The sequence below is a fragment of the Halobacteriovorax sp. HLS genome (assembly GCF_004006665.1).
In the GTDB taxonomy this organism is placed as follows: domain Bacteria; phylum Bdellovibrionota; class Bacteriovoracia; order Bacteriovoracales; family Bacteriovoracaceae; genus Halobacteriovorax.
The window spans coordinates 483664-504663 of the sequence record NZ_QOCL01000014.1; the positions used below are offsets into that span (position 1 = coordinate 483664).

The 21000-nt window shown below is 35.9% G+C and carries 16 protein-coding genes and 1 tRNA gene; 11 read left to right on the top strand and 6 right to left on the bottom strand.

All coding sequences use genetic code 11. The features are described from left to right. Nucleotides 1-5 precede the first annotated feature (5 nt). From DPQ89_RS16345 to DPQ89_RS16360, 4 genes are all read right to left on the bottom strand, one after another. Nucleotides 6-3173, bottom strand: coding sequence for an efflux RND transporter permease subunit (locus DPQ89_RS16345; protein ID WP_127718104.1), 3168 nt, complete (start codon nucleotides 3171-3173; stop codon nucleotides 6-8). Between the two features lie 11 nt (nucleotides 3174-3184). Then, nucleotides 3185-4627: a TolC family protein gene (locus tag DPQ89_RS16350; RefSeq protein WP_127718105.1), complete on the bottom strand. Its 1443-nt coding sequence runs from the start codon at nucleotides 4625-4627 to the stop codon at nucleotides 3185-3187. A gap of 121 nt (nucleotides 4628-4748) precedes the next feature. Next, a complete protein-coding gene (locus DPQ89_RS16355; RefSeq protein ID WP_127718106.1) occupies nucleotides 4749-6719 on the bottom strand; it encodes an ABC-F family ATP-binding cassette domain-containing protein in 1971 nt (656 codons plus the stop codon). Nucleotides 6720-6749: 30 nt separating this feature from the next. Continuing rightward, on the bottom strand, nucleotides 6750-8102 hold the full coding sequence (locus DPQ89_RS16360; protein WP_127718107.1) for a sensor histidine kinase: 1353 nt from the start codon (nucleotides 8100-8102) through the stop codon (nucleotides 6750-6752). 249 nt (nucleotides 8103-8351) lie between these two features. Here DPQ89_RS16360 and DPQ89_RS16365 point away from each other — a divergent pair, with 249 nt between their 5' ends. From DPQ89_RS16365 to DPQ89_RS16385, 5 genes are all read left to right on the top strand, one after another. After that, on the top strand, nucleotides 8352-8975 hold the full coding sequence (locus tag DPQ89_RS16365; RefSeq protein ID WP_164848489.1) for a YkgJ family cysteine cluster protein: 624 nt from the start codon (nucleotides 8352-8354) through the stop codon (nucleotides 8973-8975). Nucleotides 8976-8993: 18 nt separating this feature from the next. Then, nucleotides 8994-9626, top strand: a complete 633-nt coding sequence (locus DPQ89_RS16370; RefSeq protein WP_127718109.1) for a methyltransferase domain-containing protein — start codon at nucleotides 8994-8996, stop codon at nucleotides 9624-9626. After that, a complete protein-coding gene (locus tag DPQ89_RS16375; RefSeq protein WP_127718110.1) occupies nucleotides 9626-9961 on the top strand; it encodes a Spx/MgsR family RNA polymerase-binding regulatory protein in 336 nt (111 codons plus the stop codon). Before DPQ89_RS16370 ends, DPQ89_RS16375 begins: the two co-directional genes overlap by 1 nt. Before the next feature lie 5 nt (nucleotides 9962-9966). Further along, the gene (locus DPQ89_RS16380; protein WP_127718111.1) at nucleotides 9967-10728 is read left to right on the top strand and encodes a tRNA-uridine aminocarboxypropyltransferase; all 762 of its coding nucleotides are present in this window, start codon (nucleotides 9967-9969) and stop codon (nucleotides 10726-10728) included. Nucleotides 10729-10898: 170 nt separating this feature from the next. Then, a complete protein-coding gene (locus tag DPQ89_RS16385; protein ID WP_127718112.1) occupies nucleotides 10899-13235 on the top strand; it encodes a hypothetical protein in 2337 nt (778 codons plus the stop codon). Between the two features lie 116 nt (nucleotides 13236-13351). On the opposite strand, the gene DPQ89_RS16390 is transcribed toward DPQ89_RS16385, so the two are convergent. Further along, nucleotides 13352-13428, bottom strand: a tRNA-Arg gene (locus tag DPQ89_RS16390). 152 nt (nucleotides 13429-13580) lie between these two features. Between DPQ89_RS16390 and DPQ89_RS16395 the strand changes: the two genes are divergently transcribed. The 6 genes from DPQ89_RS16395 to DPQ89_RS16420 all read left to right on the top strand — a co-directional run bounded on the left by DPQ89_RS16395 (nucleotide 13581) and on the right by DPQ89_RS16420 (nucleotide 19164). After that, nucleotides 13581-14921 carry an FAD-binding oxidoreductase gene (locus tag DPQ89_RS16395; RefSeq protein WP_127718113.1) on the top strand — a complete coding sequence of 447 codons (1341 nt, stop codon included), beginning with the start codon at nucleotides 13581-13583 and terminating at the stop codon, nucleotides 14919-14921. Further along, a complete protein-coding gene (gene rsgA, locus DPQ89_RS16400) occupies nucleotides 14918-15874 on the top strand; it encodes a ribosome small subunit-dependent GTPase A (protein ID WP_127718114.1) in 957 nt (318 codons plus the stop codon). Before DPQ89_RS16395 ends, rsgA begins: the two co-directional genes overlap by 4 nt. Before the next feature lie 108 nt (nucleotides 15875-15982). Further along, nucleotides 15983-16441 (top strand): PilZ domain-containing protein, encoded by a 459-nt coding sequence (locus DPQ89_RS16405; RefSeq protein WP_127718115.1) that lies wholly within the window; start codon nucleotides 15983-15985, stop codon nucleotides 16439-16441. 72 nt (nucleotides 16442-16513) lie between these two features. Continuing rightward, the gene (locus tag DPQ89_RS16410; protein WP_127718116.1) at nucleotides 16514-17860 is read left to right on the top strand and encodes a hypothetical protein; all 1347 of its coding nucleotides are present in this window, start codon (nucleotides 16514-16516) and stop codon (nucleotides 17858-17860) included. After that, entirely contained in the window at nucleotides 17861-18613 is a 753-nt protein-coding gene (locus DPQ89_RS16415; RefSeq protein WP_127718117.1) for a hypothetical protein, read from the top strand. It abuts the gene before it with no gap. A gap of 14 nt (nucleotides 18614-18627) precedes the next feature. After that, complete coding sequence (locus DPQ89_RS16420) at nucleotides 18628-19164, top strand: peptidylprolyl isomerase (RefSeq protein WP_127718118.1); 537 nt, start codon at nucleotides 18628-18630, stop codon at nucleotides 19162-19164. A 21-nt stretch (nucleotides 19165-19185) separates the two neighbouring features. Here the strand turns inward: DPQ89_RS16420 and recJ are convergent, their stop codons facing one another. Beyond that, complete coding sequence (gene recJ, locus DPQ89_RS16425) at nucleotides 19186-20910, bottom strand: single-stranded-DNA-specific exonuclease RecJ (RefSeq protein WP_127718119.1); 1725 nt, start codon at nucleotides 20908-20910, stop codon at nucleotides 19186-19188. Nucleotides 20911-21000 lie beyond the last annotated feature (90 nt).

Here is a 21000-nt window from a genome sequence, read left to right on the forward strand (position 1 = left end):
ACCCATTATACAGGCTCGTTTGCCATATCACTAGTTTCTTCGTCTATCTTTTTTCTATTAAGAAGTTTTCCTGTGAAATTTGTGAAATCTTCAATAATTGCATACGCAGGAGGAATAAAAGATAGTGTCAAAATCGTTCCTGAAACAAGCCCCCAGGCCATGGCCATAGTCATTGGGACTAAAGTAGGGTCAGAACCACCAACACCATAGGCGGTAGGAAGAAGTCCACTTACAGTTGTTAAAGATGTTACTAGTACTGCTCTAAGTCTCATTCCTGAAGCTTTAACTAGAATTTCATCTAAAGAGAACTTACCTTCAGCTCTCATTTCATCAATAAATGAGATTAGAACGATTCCTGAGTTCACAATAATTCCTGCCAGACCAATAATACCAATTAGGGCCAAGAATGAAACAGGCCTTGGGCGATCCATATATCCACTTAGAATTGGGGTTGCAAATGCAATTGAAAACCCGAGTAATCCAAGAGGAATAGTCATCATAATGATAAGTGGTCTTAAGTATGATTTAAATAGAAATACAAGTATTGCAAAAATTCCGATTGAGGCCATGAGACCGGCTTGGGCCAAGCTTTCCATAGACTCTTTCGTCGATTCAGCAACTCCTCCAAATACTAAAGATACACTTGGGTATTGAGACTTTAGCTCGTCATATGTTTCTTTTAAGATATTATTAGCATCCATTTGAGTTATCTTTGTCTCATTTACAGAGCCTGATAAGTTCTTTGATCTTTTAAAGTCAAATCTCTTTATTTGGGGAGAACCTGGTCTAGTTTCAAAGGTTGCAAAAGTTCCAATTGGAACAAGATTTCCTCTTTGATCAAGGATATGTACATTCTTTAATTGCTCTATGTTCTGTCTATTTTTCTCTTGTAAGCTTACACGAAGATCAACATCTTTATTATTTAAAGTTACCTCTGAAATAACTCGTCCAGAGATTGCACTCCTAACAGTGTCTCCAGAAGTGAAGACTCCAAGCCCTAATTGATCGGCCTTAATATAATCAATATTAATAAAGACTTCATCATCACCAATAACATCATCTACTTTTAAGTCAATAATACCGTCAACAGATGAGAGCCTATCTTTTACTTTTCCAATAAATGCGTCTAGCTCTTCACCATTATTTGATCTAAAGGTTGCATCAATGTCGCTTCCTACTGGAGGACCATTAACTTGGGCCTCAAATGTTAGAGACGAGTATCCGTCAGAAGAGATATTCGATCTTAGTTTTTCTAAGGCATCAGTGTGAGTAAGATTAATTTTAGCTTCGTCAGTAACATAGATAAAAACGATCCCAACATTATTACCTTCAGAAGCTTTAGGATCAGTTAATTGTACTTTTGATTCTCCAGACTTCGTAACAATATGCTTTATATCGTCACCAAGAACATCTTTAATTTTTAAAGATAACTCTCTGGCCTTCAAATTGGTTTCTTCAAGTTTTGTACCATTTGGAAGTTCAAATCTAGAGATATAAATTTCGGTTTGATCAGCAGGGAAGAGAATAAACTTATTTCCAACTGTCATCATACCTATTGCAAATACTATTAAGAAGGTAAATCCAGTCGCCGCAATATATCTTCTTCTGATTAGTAGGGCCATGAACACTTCAAACTTCTGTTCAAATTTGTGAAACCAGTCTTTCTTTGCTTCGTTATTCTCGTCAAGCTTAATACTATTTCCAGCAGAGACAAGTCTCATTGGAAGAAAGAAAAAACTTTCAACAAGCGACAGAAGAAGAGAGATCGTCACAACGATTGGAATCCACTTTATGAATTGACCCATGATGCCTTTCGTAACAAGCATCGGCAAAAATGCTGCAATAGTTGTAAAGGCGGTGGCAGTTATCGGTAACCAGAGAGATCGAATCGACTCTAAAGCAGCTTCTTCGGGAGATCTCCCTTCTTGTCTTAATCGTGTAAAATTCTCACTTATAACAACAGAGTTATCTACTAGCATCCCAAGAGCGATAACTAGAGCAAGAATGGTAATAGTATTTAAATTCATTCCAAATGCTGGCATGATTCCTAAGGTACCCATAACAGCTAGTGGAAGTGATAAAGATGCCATAATTCCAATTCTTCCAGGAAGGAAGATAAATAGGAAAACGACAACAAGTAATAACCCAGAGAGTGCATTATTTGCTAAAACATCTAGTTTATCTTTTACCTTTATTGATTCGTTTAGATATACTTCAAACTTTACTTTCCCATCGTAAATTTTTTCAAACTCTTTCATTTTAAGTTCAACATTATTTACAAGTTTAATAGTATCAGCACCTGCTTTTTTAGTCACAGTAACTAGCGATGCTTCTTCGCCATTGTATCTTGTACGAACTTTAATTTCTTCTTCACCATCTACAACGGTTGCAACATCTTTTAGATATATGGATTGCCCTGTAAAGTTTGATCTAATTAGGACATTGCCTAACTCTTGGGCGTTTTTAATTTTACCTTCAAGCCTTAGTAACTGTTGAGTAGAAGCCTGCTTAAGATTTCCACCCGGAATATTAACGTTTCTGGCTTGAATTTTTGCGATGACTTCACTCATTCCAATATGATGCTTTATAAGGGCTTCATTATTAATTTCAATCTGAAATGTTCTCTTTGCAAATCCTGATAGTGTAACACCTTTAACGAGAGGGTTATCTTCTAATTCATCTTTTAATTGATCGGCAATAAGGTCTCTATTTCTGTTTGTATTATCTGCAATTACTGCAATTTGAAAAACAGGCATCTCTTCCGATTTAATCTCTGTAAACTTTGGTCTATCAATTAGATCGTTTGGAAGTTTTGTTGTTCGGTCTACTGCTTTTTGGATATCATTCATAACCGTTTCTACAACAAGTCCCGATCTATCCATATCAACTCTAATTACGATGGTACTAAGACCTGATTGGCTTATTGATTTTACATCTTTTAACCCACTCACTGAACGAATTTCATCTTCGATTGGCTTTGTTATTTTAGTTTCGATATCTTCGGCCGTCGCTCCATCATATCTAGTCGTAACTAATGCGGTTGCAAAACTCACATTAGGATATGATTCGGCATTCATTTTCTTGAGGCCCATCGCTCCATAAATAATTAGACCTATCATGAGAATGATGGAGAGCTTATTATTGTCTATAAAGAAGTGTGCAATTTTTTTCATTCTATTCTCTCTTATATATTTAATTCACATGGAATTTCTGTGTAAACTGAAAAGTAGTCTAAAAGTGTTGTCATAATTTGAAGCTGACTCTTAATTTCAAGTAGGTTACTTGAGAAGTATTGATTTTGATCTTGAATTAATTCTCTAACCGTAAGCCTGGCCTGATTATACTTCTTTTGTGATTCTCTAAAGCTAAGTTCTAACTTTGAGCTATTAATTTGTTGCTGCTTCATTACTTCTTGAAGTAATAAAATATTTTTTATAATTTGATTGTGATAAGCATTAACTCTTCCTACAAGTTCCTCTTTTTGAGAAAGATATCTCTTCTTTTCAAGTAACTTCTTTAACTCCATTGATTTCTTATTACTTTCTCCTAGTGGAATATTGAGCACGACACCGGCCGAGAAGGCGTTTTTTCCATCATCAGTAAATTCACTCCACGAATTACCATAACCTGATGTTTTACCAAGTCTCTGCAGTTGGGAGTTAAACTGAATATTCATGTCTGAATATGAATTAGTAAGCTTTCGTTGCCCATCATACTCATTTCTTAAGTTCGCTAATATCTCATCGTAGTTCGTGTATTGCATTGGTGGCTCTTGAAACTTACTAATAAGGGCAGTGCATGCAAATATTTGATTAGCAGCTTCCTTAATATTATAGGTACCAAGTTTTAATTGTTTATTGGAAAGTTCTGGAATTAACTCTTTAATTTGCTGAAGATAAACTTCTCTTTGATACTTTAAAGTAATAATATTTGCTTTACGATCCGCTAATTGAGACTCATATCTCGCAACTTCACCAGAGTCAGCGATATTATTTTTAAACCGTTTTTTAGAATCATCAAGTTGAGTTTGCGCAAACTTTTCAAGTTGGTTTGAAATATTAATTTGCTCTTGATTTGCAACTAGTGACCAGTATATTTTTCTAACATTTTGATGAAATGATTTCTTTTGAATATCTCTCTCACTCCCTGCGCGCTTTGCTGCCTCTTCAAATACGTCTCTTTGAGATTTCGTAAGTCTTCCTAAGAAGTTCTTATATAGATCAACACTAACCTCAAATCCTACTCCCGTTTTTGTTCCGTTGTAGACTTGTGAGTTCGTAATTTGTTCTGAGAAAGTATTTACGCCCAGACTTATTCCACTATCTAGAGGCTTGGTTAGACCAAGTTTATAATACTTTGTAGGAGAAGTTACTGGCATTTGAGCACTAAAAGAATTCTCATTTGTTTTTGCGTAACTAGCATTACCATCAAGCCTTAAGTCGAAGTTGTCTTCGAAGCTCTGTCTAGTAAGGTCGACAGCAAGAAATGATGCTTCGATGGCCAAAGTGTTTGGCGCGCTCGAGTCTACTTTCTCTTTTAATAACTTCTCAGTAAGAATGACTTCTGTCGAAGCGAGTAGAGGAGAAGTTGTACACATGAGCAGAATTGCTAAGTGAGCTTTTTTCATTAATTATTTCCTTGCTTAGAATATATAATTCAAATGTTTGTATGAATTTAAACGAACGTTTGATTTGTTGCAAGTTAATTTTCAATGCGTAAAGTTAGACATTATTAATTTGTTAGTAAAATTAGCTATTTAGGGTATCTAGTTCATCATAAAGAGCAAGAAGCTCTTCTTCTAAAGTATCTTTCTTGATGGCCAAGTCTGAGTAGAGTTTACTGGTATCTTCATCCATATTTTCGAAGTTGAACTTTAACATTAACTTTTCGATCCCCTGAATTGAACTTTCTGCTTTCTCAATGAGTTTAGGTAACTCCTGAAGCCTTAGTTTCTGAGTATTGTTTAATTTACTTTCAGCCGTTTCAGTAGGGACTTCCGGCTCACTAACTTCTTCTTTGGGGTGTTGTCTTTCTTGTTCTTCATCTTCGCCATCAATAATATGCTCAAGTGCTAGTGCTTCTAAATAAGGTTCGGCCTGAGCGTAACCTCCAACAAATTGCTCTATTGTTCCAGCATCAATCACCCATGTTTTATTAGTAACGTTGGAGAGAAAAGATCTGTCGTGAGAGATGAGTATTAACGAACCTTTGAAATTTATTAAAGTATCTTCAAGTATTTGAAGTGTTTCAAGGTCTAGATCGTTTGTCGGCTCATCAAAAATCCAGACATCAGCACTACGAGTAAGGTTCTTCGCAAGTTGCAGTCTGCTCTTTTCACCACCTGAAAGTGTTTTTATTGGACGGTGAAGGTCATCTTTTAAAAAAAGAAAGTCTTCAAAGTATCCTGCAATATGCTTCTTTCTTCCATCTGGTAGATCAACGTGATCTGAACCATCACCAAGAATATCGAAAGGGGTTAAGTTTGGATCAAACTCGTCTTTCTTTTGCGAAAAATATTGTATTTGAAGGTCTTCAGCGTTCTTCAGCTTACCGCTAGTGACTTTTAATTCTTCTAGAATCAGTTTTACTAAAGTTGTTTTACCAACACCATTTTTCCCAATAAGTCCTATACGGTCACCCTTATAAACATTAAGGTTCACATCCTTAAAGACATCCTTACCAGGGTAGGAGAAGGTAACGTCTGTTAATTCAACCAGACTTCGTGTTTGCCTTCCCGAAGTTGAAACATTTAATAGTAGAGCTTTCTTCGCTTCACCTTTGAGGTTAGAAACTTTGCTCTTTAAGTCATTAAAGCCTTCAACTCTTTTCTTAGACCGTGTTCCTCTGGCCTTGATTCCCTGCCTCATCCAGGCCTGCTCTCTACTAAGAGAGTTCTTAAGTTTATTGAGTAATTTCTTTCTTGCTTCTTCCTGCTCAGACAAGAAGTCTAAATAATCAGTATAAGAACCATTGAATGTTTCAATCATTCCTCTTTGTATATGAAAAATTCGAGAACTAACTTTTCCTAGTAGATATCGATCATGTGTAATAAGCATAAATGTTTTGTTGGAGTTCATTAACTCATTTTCAAAAAGCTTAATCGTTTCAATATCAAGATGGTTTGTTGGTTCATCCCATAAAATTAAATTCTCTCTAGCTGTAAAGCCTAAGCTAAGTAAAATCTTTTTTTGTTCTCCACCACTAAGCAAAGAGACATCAGCTTCAAAGTCATAAATACCGAAGTATTTCAAGTATGATTCAAAAGATCCAATTAGCTCCCAGCTTTGAAGATGATCTAGTTTTTGTAAAAGATCTTCTTGCTTTTCTATGAGCTCATCACTTAGTTCCGTTTCTAGTCTAAGATTTAATTGATCAAGTTCTGAATGAATTTTCTGATGTTCAGGATAGAAAGTGAAAAAGAATTCTTTGATTGTAATCGATTTTCCGACTTCAAGGTTCATTTCTTGAGGAACCAAAAATGAAGAAAAACCACTATTATTTTCGCCACCTGAATTCGCTTTATCAAAACTAAATGGAGGTGTCGCATGATCAGGTTTGAGCTTGTCTGCTAGTATTTTAAAGAGGGAGGACTTTCCTTGCCCATTTAGTCCAAGAAGCCCAATTCTATCTCCATAAGAAATGGTAAAACCAGTTCCTGTGAATAAGTTCTTTGTTCCGAGATTTAAATGAATATTACTTAAAGTACATAGTAGGGCCATGCGACACTATATATTCTGATACCAGATATATCAAGCGGCCATTGCCTTTTGGATAGGAAGTTTTAGGGTAAAACATGTATTTGTATGAGTTCTATCGATAAATAAGGCCCCATTATGTTTTACTGCAATATCTTTAGAAATACTTAGTCCAAGACCTGTTCCTTTTCCAACTTCTTTGGTGGTAAAGAAAGGAGTAAAAATTTTCTCTTCAACTTCCTTAGAGATCCCTTGTCCGGAATCTGTAACAGAGATAATAATATTTTCATAGGACTTAACTACTTTTAATTCTATCCATGGTGAAGGAGTGTGCTCAATTGCATGAAAGGAGTTATTTAAAAGATTTAGTAAGATTTGTGATATTTGAATGGGTTGGCAAAAAATCTGCTCATCAGGGCAAGTGTTTTTTACATTATAGGAGATTCCATTACACTTAAATCTTTCATGGATTAGTGATTCGATATCTTCTATTATATAGGCAGTACTTATGAGTTCAAAATCATCTTCACTTCCATCTCTGGACATTTTCTTTAAACCACGGATGATCTTAGTTATTCTTTGGATACTAATATGACATTTTTGAATCATATTTTTTACTTTTTCTTCTGAGTCTTCTTTTCCAAAGCTTCTATCTATACTTCTAATATTCCCACTTAAGATAGTGAGAGGGTTGTTTATTTCATGAGCGATACCCGAAGCCATTTCACCTAAGGCAGCAAGCTTAGAGGATTGAACGGCTTGCTTTTCAGACTCGACTAATTTTAAAGATGATTGTTTTAATTCATTGATGAGATTTAGGTTCTCAATATTGAGTTTGATATTTTGTATAATAAATTCATATAGTTTTTTTGAGAAGATTGCTGTTGCAGAAAAATAGATGAAAATTAATATACCTACAGTTTTTCCCATATCAATATTAGAAAGAGTGAAAAATAATGAAGCGGGTATGAGTGTGAAAAAAAGCATTGCCATTGTTGAGTTTTTTGAAGAGGCATTTCCAATTAAGCTTCCAGATGAAACACCACATATAAGTGCTAGGTAGGTTAGTTGTATTCCAAAATTATCATGAGGGATGAAAAGGAAGCACGCGCTTCCCCATTGCATTCCTACAAGGGAAGAGACTGACGAATATAGGAGTTCCCAGTTCTTAGCTGAGAGGGCCTCTTTGTTAGAGTGATACTTATTAATAATGATATATCTAACAATACATAGAACAAGATAGCTAGAAAGCCATGCGCTTATCTTCCAGGTGTTCTGGGGAGTGTAAACGATGTACGCGAGAACAGTTGCAGCACATAAGGCCATTATATATACACTGGCCTTCTTTTCGAAAAGATAGTCTATTCTCTTAAAATGTAGTTGGTTTTCACCTTGTGGGTCATCCATTAAAGTCTTTTTCGGTTCAAAACTTGCTAAATTAAAGTTAATTTAAGCTTAAGTTCATGGTGAAGTGGCTGTAATTACGAACTATAAACAATAAATGTGGGAAAAAAATTCCTGTTGAAAGATTAGCGGTTTTTGAAATGTATAATAATTAAAGCACTATGGTGAAGAGGTGAACCTGTCAAGGAGGTCGTCATCAATTTTCCAGCAATGGCCGCCAAAACTTATCAGAGATTTCGCAATGATTTACATATGCTGAAAATCACTAATGAGGTAATGAAGAGGCTCAAGAAAATTTCTTCTCCTATAAAAAGAGCTCGTTATGTTCATAAAGAGGTTAATAAGAAATTATCCGCTTTATTCCAAGACCCAGTAGTTCAAAAACATATCTCTTGTAGAAAAGGTTGTTCAGCTTGTTGTCACACACAAGTTAGTGTCTCTGATGATGAAGCCGCATTGCTTGCAAAACTTGTTCAAAATGGACTCAAAATTGATCTTAAAAAACTAAAAGATCAATCAAGAGTTAGTAAGAGTGCTTCTTTATGGTATTCACTACCTTTTGAGAGACGTGCTTGCGTTTTTCTAGATGAGAATAAAGAATGCTCTGTTTACAATGACAGACCGGCTGTTTGTAGAACTAATCATGTAATTGGAGATCCACAAAACTGCTCAACACAAGACGGTGAAGTACGTTCTGTTCAACTACTAAATACTTTTGAAGCTGATATGGCCATAATGGCAGGTTTTGGAAGCTGTAAAGAAAACGGTGCACTACCTAATATGTTACTAGATCTATTGAGTAAAAGTAGTGATGATAAACTTAACGAGACTCTTTCTCCACAAAGAAGCTTGTCTGAGGTTTTCAAAGAAATGTAATCATTATATATTCTCTGTATGAATATATGCCCCCTTTGTCATGAATCAAAAAATATACATTATTTCAAAGACCGTAGAACCTTTTTACGATGCTTAAGCTGCAATTTAGTTTTTGTAGAAAGAGAAGACCTTCTGCCAATTAATGAGGAAAAGAAGATTTACGATCTACATGAAAACGATCCAGACGATATTAGGTACCATGAGTTTCTTAATCGCTTATTAATTCCAATGAATAAATATATTAAAGGAATAGGATTAGATTTTGGTTGTGGTCCCGGTCCTGTAGTCTCTCAGATACTGAAAGATAGAAAAACTGAAGTGTTCGAGTACGACCCCATTTTTAACAATAATCTCGATATCCTAAATTTTGAGTATGATTATATTATTTGTAGTGAAGTAATAGAGCATATATATGAAACTGAAAAAAGTATTGAACTTTTACTTAAGTTGTTAAAACCACTTGGTGCACTTGGAGTAATGACATCTTTTTACCCAGATGATATGAGTAAGTTTAAAGGTTGGGGCTATAAGAATGATCCAACGCATGTACGCTTCTTTAGCGAGGATACTTTTCGATGGATTGCTATTAAGTACAATCTTGAAATTGAAATCCCACGTAAGAATGTAGTTATTTTAAAGAGGAAATTGTAATGATTAAAATGTATGGAATACCTAATTGTGACACCGTAAAAAAAGCGAAGAAGGCCCTTGAAGCAAAAGATATAGCTTTTGATTTTATTGATTTTAAAAAAAGTGCACCTACAAAGAAAAATCTTAAAGATTGGAAAGCTTTTCTAGGTGAGTGGCCTATCAATAAAAGAGGAACTACTTTTAGAAAATTAAAAGAAGAGTTTGAATCTGCTAATGATACTCAAACAGTAGAACTAATTATTGAAAACTCTTCTGTCATTAAAAGACCTATTCTTGAAAAAGATGGAAAAGTTCTATGCTTAGGTTTTGATAAAGAGATTTTTGAAAGCTTGTAATCATCATGAATAAAGAAGAGTACTTAAAAAGAAAAAAACAGGCCTCTGAAGACTTTGAAAAAGAGCCTCGAAGAGTTGTTTGTAAAAGATGCAGAAGAACAATGAACTCATGTCTTTGTTCTTCTATTGTTAGTATTCCGACAAAGACTAAGTTTGTTCTTTTGATGCATCCTATGGAAGCTAAGAAAGAGAAGGTTGGAACAGGGAGACTAACGCATGCTAGTTTACCTAACTCTGAAGTCATCATGGGGATTGATTTTACAAATGATTCCAGAGTAAATGAACTAATAGGGGATAAGACTAAGTCTTGCTATGTCATGTATCCTGGAAAGAGTGCAATCAATATTAGTAGTGAAGTTTTTGAATTTGATTATACAAAGAAAGAGCTTGTTGTTTTTGTCATCGATGCTACTTGGCCATGTGCTAAGAAAATGATGAAGCTCTCCCAAAACTTATTGGAACTTCCAAGGTTGTGCTTTGATCCTGAAGTTAAGTCCCGCTTTGAGATAAAACAACAACCGATGGAGTATTGTCTATCTACAATTGAGTCTGTTCATTACTTTTTAGGTGCTCTTGAAGATCAGGGGCATGAGCAACTTGATGGTGCTCAGGAGTCACTCTTAGGAACGCTTAAAGCATTAGTTGATTATCAAATAGCTTGTGAAGAAGATCCTAATAGGCAAACTTATAGAAGAAATGCTTTTACTCCGGTAGAGAAGAGAAAGAAGTCCGTTAAGTGGAGATCGCGAAGCCTTTTCGTGGATTAATCCTCAATTACCCTTATTGCCAACCTTTTAAGCTAGTGCTCTAGAGTCACTAGATGTGATTAACTTACCGAAATTGTTTGTTTTTGGTCTTATCTACCCAATTCATTTAGTCAATATTAGAAGGTAGAATAAAATAGTTATTATAAGTATTTAAAAGGATGGGTAGTCAAATGAAGACTATATTATCATACATTACAAAATGTATTCTCGTTTACACTATAAGCTTCACTTTAGTGCAGGTTCAGGTTCTACTTCCGATCCAATCTCTGAAGCATTCTGCGGGATATGTTCAGGCCGAGACTGGTGTCGCTGAGGATGGAGTTGCAACTGAGAGTGGTCAGACAACTTTGGATAGCAAAGGTGAATCAGCAGCTATGGACTTAGTTCTAATGATGGCCTTTGGAATCTTTACTTCTAGAGCTGTTGTAATGTGTAAGCCAGTTCCAACGGACGTTATGATTGCAGCTGCTGGTGGTATTGCTTATCTTGGAGCTGAAATTATGGCCTTTAATGGCTTCAAAGATATAAAGAAAAAAAATGTCATTAATTATAAAATTAGAGAAGATGGTCAAAATACTGAGCAAATAGATTATCTCAAGGATCAGAAGAAGGGTTATGAAGATATTGCTAAGACTGCAAAGCAGAAAAAAATGATTCAAACTGTTGCTGCAGCTGCTTACGGGATTGCTGCTGCAACTGCATGGATAAAAATGGCGCTTCTAAATACTGAGAAGAGTGGTTGTGCAGCTTGTATAGGCTCTACGTCTGTCAATATCGCATCACAAGTTGCTCTTGAGGGACCACCAGCTCCTAGTAAAGTTAAGGGAACATCGTTGCTTACTCTCTGTTCTGCAATTGCTGGAACGATAATAACAGATACTGCTGCCTGGACAACTGCTTGTTCTGCTTCTGTTGGGACTGCTGCTCCAGCTTGTGCGCAAGTTGCTGTATGCACTGCTGCTGCGGCGTCTTGTACGAGTCTCGTAGCTACTTGTGCTGCAGAGACTGCTGTTTGTATTCCTTCTACTGCTGTTGCGCTAAACCCTGGAGAGGATGCTTCATCACACTTTGTACACAATAGTTTGAAGTTTCCTGATCTGGCTTTTGGTTTAACTGAAGAAGATATTCAAGATGTGTATAGAGACATTCAAATTGAAGATTTAAAAAGAACCTATGGGGTGAATTCTTTTATAGAGTCGACAAACCCTTTATATGATTTAAATAAGTCATTAAAAATTACGGGTAGTAATGTTGAAGAGCAAATTAACTCTTATATGCAAAGTAGAGATAGTATAAGGTTTTACAAGGGTGAAAAACAAACGGCCTCAATTCAAGAGTATCAGAGTCTCAAAGAGTCGTTTTTTCAATCTTTAAATAGTGCAAATGATAACCGTTACTCAAATTCTTTACAACTTGCAATTGATTATGGAATTGATTTAATTATTCCATCTGCTCAAGCAAGCTCGTTTACAACAATATTAGGCGGTTCTGTAGCGATTGTTCTTGGCGCTGTATTTAGTCTTGGACAAACAGTAGATACATTCTTAGCCACTCCAGGAACTAGAGGCGTTGCGTGGCTTTTAGGAGCTGGTCTTGCTATGGCCGCAGCATCAAAGACAGGAAGTATTCAAGAAGAAGCAGAGGAGAATGCTGAAAAAATTCAGAAAATCATCGACCAAATGAATCGTATTAACAAACAAAGTACGGATACGTTATCTGGTACAAACCTTAGTATCCCTTCTAAGATTCCTTACCCTTTAAAAGGAAATGATGGAATAATTATTGATAATAAGAAGCTTCCATGTGCTGATACTGATAAAAATGTAGTTTGTCAGAAATTATCTCCTCAGGTTGAAAATAGCCAAGGATTTGCTCAGCTTGGAGGAACAATGGGTGGTCTTGCTCTGAGCGCGGCTCAGGCCGGTGATGACCTTTTTGGGAATAGTAGGATATCAAGTTCTGGGGTCGATAATATGGTTGGTCTTGCAAATCAAAATAATGCTATTCAAAAAAGAGTGAGAGCCATCAAGAAGAAATTGAATGACCAAATTGTTGCAAATGGTGGAAAGGCAATTAACTTTGATAAAATGAATGACAAGCTTTTAGCCAAACTTAGAAAAAGAACTCAGGATGCATTAAATAAGTCAGGAAAGTCTGCTAATGATGTTCTTGCTAGTATTGGTCAGGGAGCTTCAACAAAAGAAGACTCTAAGGAAGAAAAAGTAGCAATCAAAGGACCAGGAGAAGTAAAGCCTACAACAGGTGGAGCTGCTAATAGTAAGAAAGCCCCGGTTTTTACAATGGATCTTGATGAGGATAATCAAAACACTGGGATAAGTGCTGATGAGGTTGCTGCAAATCAACTAGCTGCCAATCAGTTAAATGCTGAAGCATCAGATGATATTGTTACAAATAAAGGCGTATCAATCTTTAAAGTAATCTCTGTTAGATATTTAAAATCTGGCTTTTCAAGACTACTCGAAGAAAAAGAAAAGACTAAGAAGTAATTAAATAGGTCAGCGTTAAGCTGGCCTTTTTTTTGGACAATTTTTTTCAGATCTTCGAGACTCGGATAAATTATTTAATCTTGAATGATAATTGAATTATTGTAGAAGAGAAAAAATGGCGGTCCCGGCAGGATTCGAACCTGCGACCATTCGCTTAGAAGGCGAATGCTCTATCCAGCTGAGCTACGGAACCGTGATTACTCTTTAAAGACATTGGAGACTTAAATTAAGCCCCTTTTCGACTTTTGTCAAGATTCTTTCAAATGATAAATTATTTAAATTACAACACTTAGGTATTTCCTTGTAAAATATTCCTAATCTTTGTGATAGAGATAGTACTAATATATGAAACTAAATAAAATTACAATTAACTCGAAAGAAGCTTTGGCAGACCACATCAAGTCTGGCAAGGCCAGCTATTACTATAGCTCGGCAACTTCCACAGTTATTCCTTACGATAAGATTGAGAGTTACTTAAGTCATCTAGACGGAGATGACCTCTTTTGGGTCAACTTATCTACAATGCCTGAAGAGATGGAATTAGATGATAGTGGAGTTCTAACCATTTCTGGACCTGTTACTTGGCAAAGTGCTAAGCAGTATTGTCGCTCAAAAGGAAGAGATATTATGACTTCTCCAACTGAAGAGCTTGCTTCAGTACTTTCTGGTCTTGCGACCTCTGCCACTGGGGAGAGGTGTTTTGGTTTTGGAACCTTGAGAGATCAAGTTGAGCAAATTGAATATTGCTCAGATAAGGGAGAATTTATTCTGTTGAATTCTAGTCGAGAGATTGAAGAGAGTGAGGCCTTAAGAAGGTATAGAGAAACTTACTCTAGGTATATTGATTTTAAAAATGCTCCATTTCCAAGAATGCTAAATGAAACAGACCAATTGATCGGAACTGAGGGGCAGCTAGGTGTAGTTACACAAGCAAAGATTAGAACAACGACTTTCGATGAAAGAACATTTATCTTCATTAAGCTACCTCGCTGGGAGCAGGAGATGATTGCTCACTTAGAAGTTTTTGAAAAAGTTCAAAGCTTTAGAGATCGAATTTTCTCTTGTGAGTTACTCGATTTTAACTCTATGAAAAACCTTCCAGAGCAAGAAAAGGTGACTAGCGAAGGAGATATTATATTTCTAGAGGTTAAGACAAAATCATTTGAGGCAATTTATGATGAGCTTTTAAGTTCATTGATTCATATAAGAGAGGAAGATATTTTTGAAGTCTCTGCAAGTAGATGTAACCAACTAAGAATGAATGTTCCGCGATATACTTTTGAAATGAATTTAAAAATGGGTGTAGTGAAAAAAGGAACTGATGTGCAAGTATCTGTTCAAGATTTTCCTACCTTATTAGAATTTTATAGGGAATGGACTAGGTTAGGAATTGATTATAATTTATTCGGTCACTTTGGTGATGGGCATTTACATTTTAACTTTCTCCCTACCGCTGTTCAGGTAGATCAGTGTCAGGAAAAGCTTGTTGAACTTTACGACTTTATTTCAGAATTAGGAGGTTCTCCTTTTGCTGAGCACGGTATAGGTCTTATTAAACAGAAGTTCATAACTAATTTTTGGGAGGAAGCTCAGTATAATTTTTTTAGTGAGTTAAAGAGAAAAATGGATCCTAAGAATATTTTCTTTCCTCTTGGATTTCTGAGTTTAAAAAGGACTAATAGTTGAGAGCAAGAATTTATAAATCAGATAAGAGATTCTTTGAATGTAAGGTTGATGAGACTGGTGATATTGTTAAGGCAATGGCAAGAGGTAATCTACTTAAAAAAGGTGAAACTCTGGTAGTAGGGGATTATGTTTTCTTAGAAGAAATTCCCGAGACAAAGGAAATAATGATCACTTCGCTTGAAAAAAGAAGTAGTGAAATTTTTCGCATCATTGTAAGAGAGTCTAGGAAAAAGGTAACTGCATCAAATTGTGACCTTCTCATTATTCTGACTTCAGTTTCTAGACCTCAATTTAAAAGAGGCCTAGTTGATAGGTTTTTAGTTCGTGCATGTCAGTGGGGAATTCGTCCTATTGTTGTGTTTAATAAAATGGATGAATTCGATGAGTCGTTTGATATCTCCTTTGAAGAGAAAAGGCTTAATCGCCTAGGTGCAAAGTGCTTTGAAATATCGGCGATTAATTCAGATTATTCTGCTCGATATTTAGAAAATGGTGTCAATGAGCTTCGAAATGAAATTCAAGACAGAACGTCTATCTTTCTTGGTCAGTCGGGAGTAGGAAAGAGTAAGACAATTAATATGCTTTCTGATGGAAAGTTCGAATTAAGAACTAACACTATTGCGAAAGTAGGAAAGGGTTCTCATACGACGACTTGGTCTGAAATTGTAGAATTAGATGGGTTTTGTACAATAGATTCGCCTGGAATACGTTCATTCTCTCTTGATGATATTGATCCTGATGATTTACTTTCATACTTCCCAGACCTTGAAGAAGTTGCTTCAGATTGTAAATTTTCTAATTGTGACCATACCGAGGGGACTAAGGGCTGTGCTTTTTGGAGTGAGTATTCTCCTGATACCACAGAAGGTGAATTTCTACATTCAAGACTCGACTCATTTCATCGTATTTACGATGAAATTTCTCAACTTCCTTTTTGGCAAAAAAAGTTCTAAGTTGCTGAAAATATAGTGATTTATTTTATTTAGAAGTGGACTTTTTTCTAAGGCCCTCGCCGTATTTAGCCGATAGGTTACTGAAGAATTAATCTTTAGGAGACCTAGATGACTGATAAAGTATTAGATTTTATAGAAAAGAGAAAAGAAAATGTTGAAGCTAAGAGAAGAAACTTTGAGAGAATTCTTTTTCAAAACTTCCTAGGAGCTTATTCTGTAATTGATCAGGCGGGAGTAATCTATCCTATCAATTTAGTTGATATTTCTCACGACGGTTGTCTAATTCAACTCCCTTGGGAGCCAAGTAGAGACCCTAAGTTTGAAGACGGTCTTGAAATTTCTATGAGAATGTACTTTACCAAGGCCAGTTACGTACCAGTTATCGTTAATGTTAAGTATGGTAGAGAGCACATTGGTAAAGATGGTAATACATATATGCAGTATGGATGTGAATTTGATAAGTCACTTCCTTCTTTTCAAGTTATGAATAATTTCATTGATTTTATGTATTCTTTTGCAGAGCATTCGGCCATTGACCGAGGCGATCAAAAAGTCTTTTTCTACTAAAATCTTAATAAATAGGCCCAACTTCTTGGGCCTTTTCTTTTAACTACGTTCAGTTCGTGATAGAAAACCTCTATGAAAATAGCAGTCCTTGGTAGTGGACCATTAGCTCTTGAAGCATCGCTTCACTTTGACCAGCTTGGAGCTTCGGTTACAATATTCGCAAATAATGACTTAGGTGGAATGGTTTCCAGAGTGGCTAAATTTGCTCCTGAAACATCTTTTGAGCTTGCTTGGAGTTCACTTACAACTAAGTGTGGAAGAGACTCAATAGGACTTCTTAATGGCCTAGAAGAGATTCCAAGCGTAGGTGAATACTTTGAAAAGTATTTAAGTTCTCTAATTAAAAAAGGTAGTCCAAATATAGTGATTAAGCCTGGATCAGTTCAAAGAGTTCACAAGAGGTTTCTGTCCATTGATGAACAAGTACCTGGTAAAAGTAGGCTCGAGGATTTGTTCAGAGTTGTTTTTACCACAGACCCTCAAACGAGTATTTTGAAACAAGTTGAAAGTAATCCCGAGTTATTCGAGAAGCTTGGTAAAGATGTGATTGACTCATTAAACGAATCAGTTGAGTCCTTCGATGATTTTGATATTGTCATAGATGCAACAGGTTCTTTTAAAGACCCTAATCCTATGGGACCTTCTAGAAGCTATGCTCTTAATGAATCTAGAATTAATAAAAGCTCTGACGTTTACTATGGAAGAGAGTGCTTAAAAAATTATATTGAAGTAACGAAGAAGTCTAAGCATATTGTTCTAGTTGGAACAGGAGCCCTTTCGGCATTAGTTCTGAGCGAACTAGACCTTTGGTTAGAAGAAGATAAGTCTAGAATGGTTAGTCTTGTAACTACAGAGCTTAAACCTTATAAGGATCTATGGGAGAGTAAGAGGTGTGAAACACTTGCTCTTGGTACTATGGAAATACTAAAAACATATTACTCTAAGCTACAAAATGATAGGACCCAATATGAAAAGGATCTATTTGCATGGAGAGACCTTGAGCCACATGTTAGGGCCAAGACAACTGAGCCTAAAGAGCCAGTTTCTCAATTAAATATAATTCCCGCAAGTAATGTAACCGCCTTAGATAAATTATTAGATAGAGAGGGGCTTTTTGCTACTGTTGAATCTCACTCTTTTAGAAACTCAGGGAAAAAAAGTGAAGAGTACATCAGTACTTTGGCCTGTGATGCAATCTTTGTATGCACCGGGCACTCTAAGAGTACAGATATATTCAATGGACTAAGAGTTGACTTTGATCATGACAAGATGGTTGCGCGTAAAGAAAATGGATCTCATGATGAACCAGGATTTTATACTCTAGGTTGTACGACATTATGTAAGTCCTCCTTAAAGCATGGCTTAGAACAGATTACAGAAATAGAGAAAGAGATTATGAATTTCTTTAGTAGGGCATAAATGAAGTACTTAATTTTTTCATTAATGCTCTTCTCTTTAGGGTGTTCTGGTCCAACGATTAAGAATTACGAAAGAAGAAATACTAATGAGTACTACAATGGAATTGGAGTTGTTCAATATTTCTTAGCAGATTTACCTTCATGGGCGAATTACTCTTCTCAGGGAAGCTGTCATAGAGAGTACCCTGTTCGCTATAGCCATCTGAAGAATATGAGAGAAAGTTTTTCTCTTAATTATGAAGAGGCCATTCAATTTCAACTAATGTTTAATGAATACTCTACCTCTAGAAAGAAAGAAGCCCAGGCTGAAGTTATACCATTTAAAGATGAAGAGAAGATTTTCTTTACTATTCTAGATCGTGTTAAAGCAGGAATTAGAAGCTTTAGTAAACCGAAGTACAATATCTCTAATATCATATGGATAGACTCAGTGTTAAATGGACCTAAGGAATTAAGCAAAGTGAGGAAGGTCCTAAATAGCGATCGATTCGCTAAGGGCCATCCTATTTTCCTATCTCTTTGCATGAATAGAGTTCAATTAAGAAGTTATTTAAAAGAGATGAAGCTCGATATTGCAGGATCTAAATTAATTTCCTATGAAATGTTTAATCCTTATGACCGAGAAGGTAATTTAGTAGCAATCCCAGTATTGTATCTAAATGATTTATTTTCTAAAAATGATAAACTATATATTTTCACCCCTAAAGACATTCCTTCAGAATTTAGAGGAAAATTTAAGGTCAGAAAATTTTAAACAAGGAGAAATAAATGTTCGGAATGGGTTCAGTTAAGAAAAGTGATTACAAAGAAGATTTAGATAGAGTTAATGTTCACTTTAAAACAAATATGGGTGAGTTTGAAGCAGAGCTTTATGCAAAAGAATGTCCAGAGACTGTTTGGAACTTTATTAATTTAGTAGAGGGAAGACAAGAAACAAAGAAAGAAGGTCCGTACTATGATGGTTTAATTTTCCATAGAGTCATTGAAGGTTTTATGATTCAAGGTGGATGCCCAGATGGAAATGGAATGGGTGGACCAGGATATAAGTTTGGAGATGAGTGCACAGCTGAATTAAAGCATGACTCTGAAGGAATCTTTTCAATGGCAAATGCTGGACCAGGAACAAATGGTTCTCAATTTTTCATTACTTTAGCGCCAACTCCTCACTTAAATGGAAGACACACAGTTTTTGGCAAAGTTATTTCAGGTATGGAAGTTGTAAGAGAAATCGGTAGTACAAAAACAGGTGCTATGGATAGACCGGCATACGATGTTGTTATGGAAAAAGTTACAGTAAAAAGATAGTTTTAAAAGAGTGGAGTGGAATTAATTTTCCACTCTCTCTATCATCAATTGGATATATTGATTTCCATTGAAGTGATTCACTCCAAGGGTAAAGTAAGCTGTTAGTTCTTCATTTCTCATGGCCTGCGCATTATATATTTCTTCTGGGTGCATGATTCCCCACTTTCCAATATAATTAAAACTTATTCCTTTAAGCTTTACTGATGGATCTGTTAGAGAGCTAAGGTTCCAGCGTACATGAACATCCTTAAGTAGGTCATAACTATCTAGCTTAAATCCTTTCATCTTAAAAATAGGCTTTTGGTTTCCCATTCCAAATGGTTCAAGAAGTTCTAGCTCTTTAAGAAGTTTAGGGTTGATTTCATCTGGACGGATTTCGACATCATAATAATTTTGAACAGTTCTTTCTATGGCCGGAATTGTTGCGAGCATTTCAGTCATATTCTTTTTAAACTCATAGAAGTTATCTTTATCCATTGAAAGACCGGCAGCAGCTTTATGCCCACCGAACTTTAAAAATAGAGATGAGTTTTCTTTTAAACAGTCAAATAAGTTTAAATCGCCTGCGCTTCTTGCTGAGGCCTTAATTACTCCAGGTTCCTCTGCATCTGTGAAAACTATTGCAGGTACTTTAAAAGCATCAACAAGCTTAGAAGCAACAATTCCTATTACTCCTTCATGCCATTCACTAGAGTATACAATTGAAACGACATGTTCTGATCCGTCAATTGATCTGAGAACTTGTTCTTTAGCATCATTAAAAACTTCGGCCTGGATAAACTTTCTCTCATTATTGCAAACTTCTAGGTGAGAGTAGTACTCAAAGGCCTTGGCATCATCGTCAGAAATAAGTAGCTGTAGGGCCTTTTCAGGATGATCGAGTCTTCCTTTTGAGTTAATGAGGGGTCCAATATTAAATGAAAGCTTCTCAGAAGGAACGAAGCCTCTCTTTCTTTCTTCAGGAGCAAAGAAGGCCTTTATTCCAGGAAAAGTTGTTTGAGGTATTTGTTTTAGACCATGCCTTACAATCTTCAAGTTTGTAGAGTTTAGCTTTGCTAAATCACAAATTGTTCCAATGGCAGCAAATTGAAGTAAGTGATATATGCTTGGTATCTCTTGTCCCTTTTGGATAAGGTCTTGCCTAATTTTTACTGCCAGAGCAAAGCCGACTGTTACTCCTGCAAGTGCTCTAAGTGGAGATTCTTTAGGCTCATCTCTTCTATTTGGGTTAACAATTGCAAATGCATCTGGCATTTCATCTCTAGCGTCCGTGTGGTGATCAGTTATGATTAAATCTAATCCGAGCTCTTTTGCTCTTGTAGCAGCTTCATTATTTGTAATTCCGCAGTCAACAGTTACAACTACTTTATAACCGTCTTCATGGGCCTTATCAATTGAAGGTGGATGAATTCCATATCCTTCTATAAAACGACTTGGTTGTATTAAACCAACTTCTACACCAAGCATTTTGAAGAACTGGTAAAAGAGTGCACAAGAGGTTGTCCCATCTACATCGTAATCACCGTAGATCGCAATCTTTTCATTTTTTTCAATGGCGCTAATCAGCCTCTTTGATGCTTTGTCCATATCATGCATATTCGTTAGATCTGGCATGGCCTTTAGGTCCCATGAAAGAAATTCACTGATCTCTTTAGGTCCCATTTCTCTTTTATCAAAGATTCTTTGTATAACAGGATGAAAGTTTGGCTTAGTTGTTCTTTGTGTTTGTGTATTTGTTATTTGCATAGAGTCAATCTATCATATAATTTCTGAAATGACTCGAACAGAGTAGTGCGTTAAGAGACTGACTATAGATGTTTTAGTAAGAAATTGTTG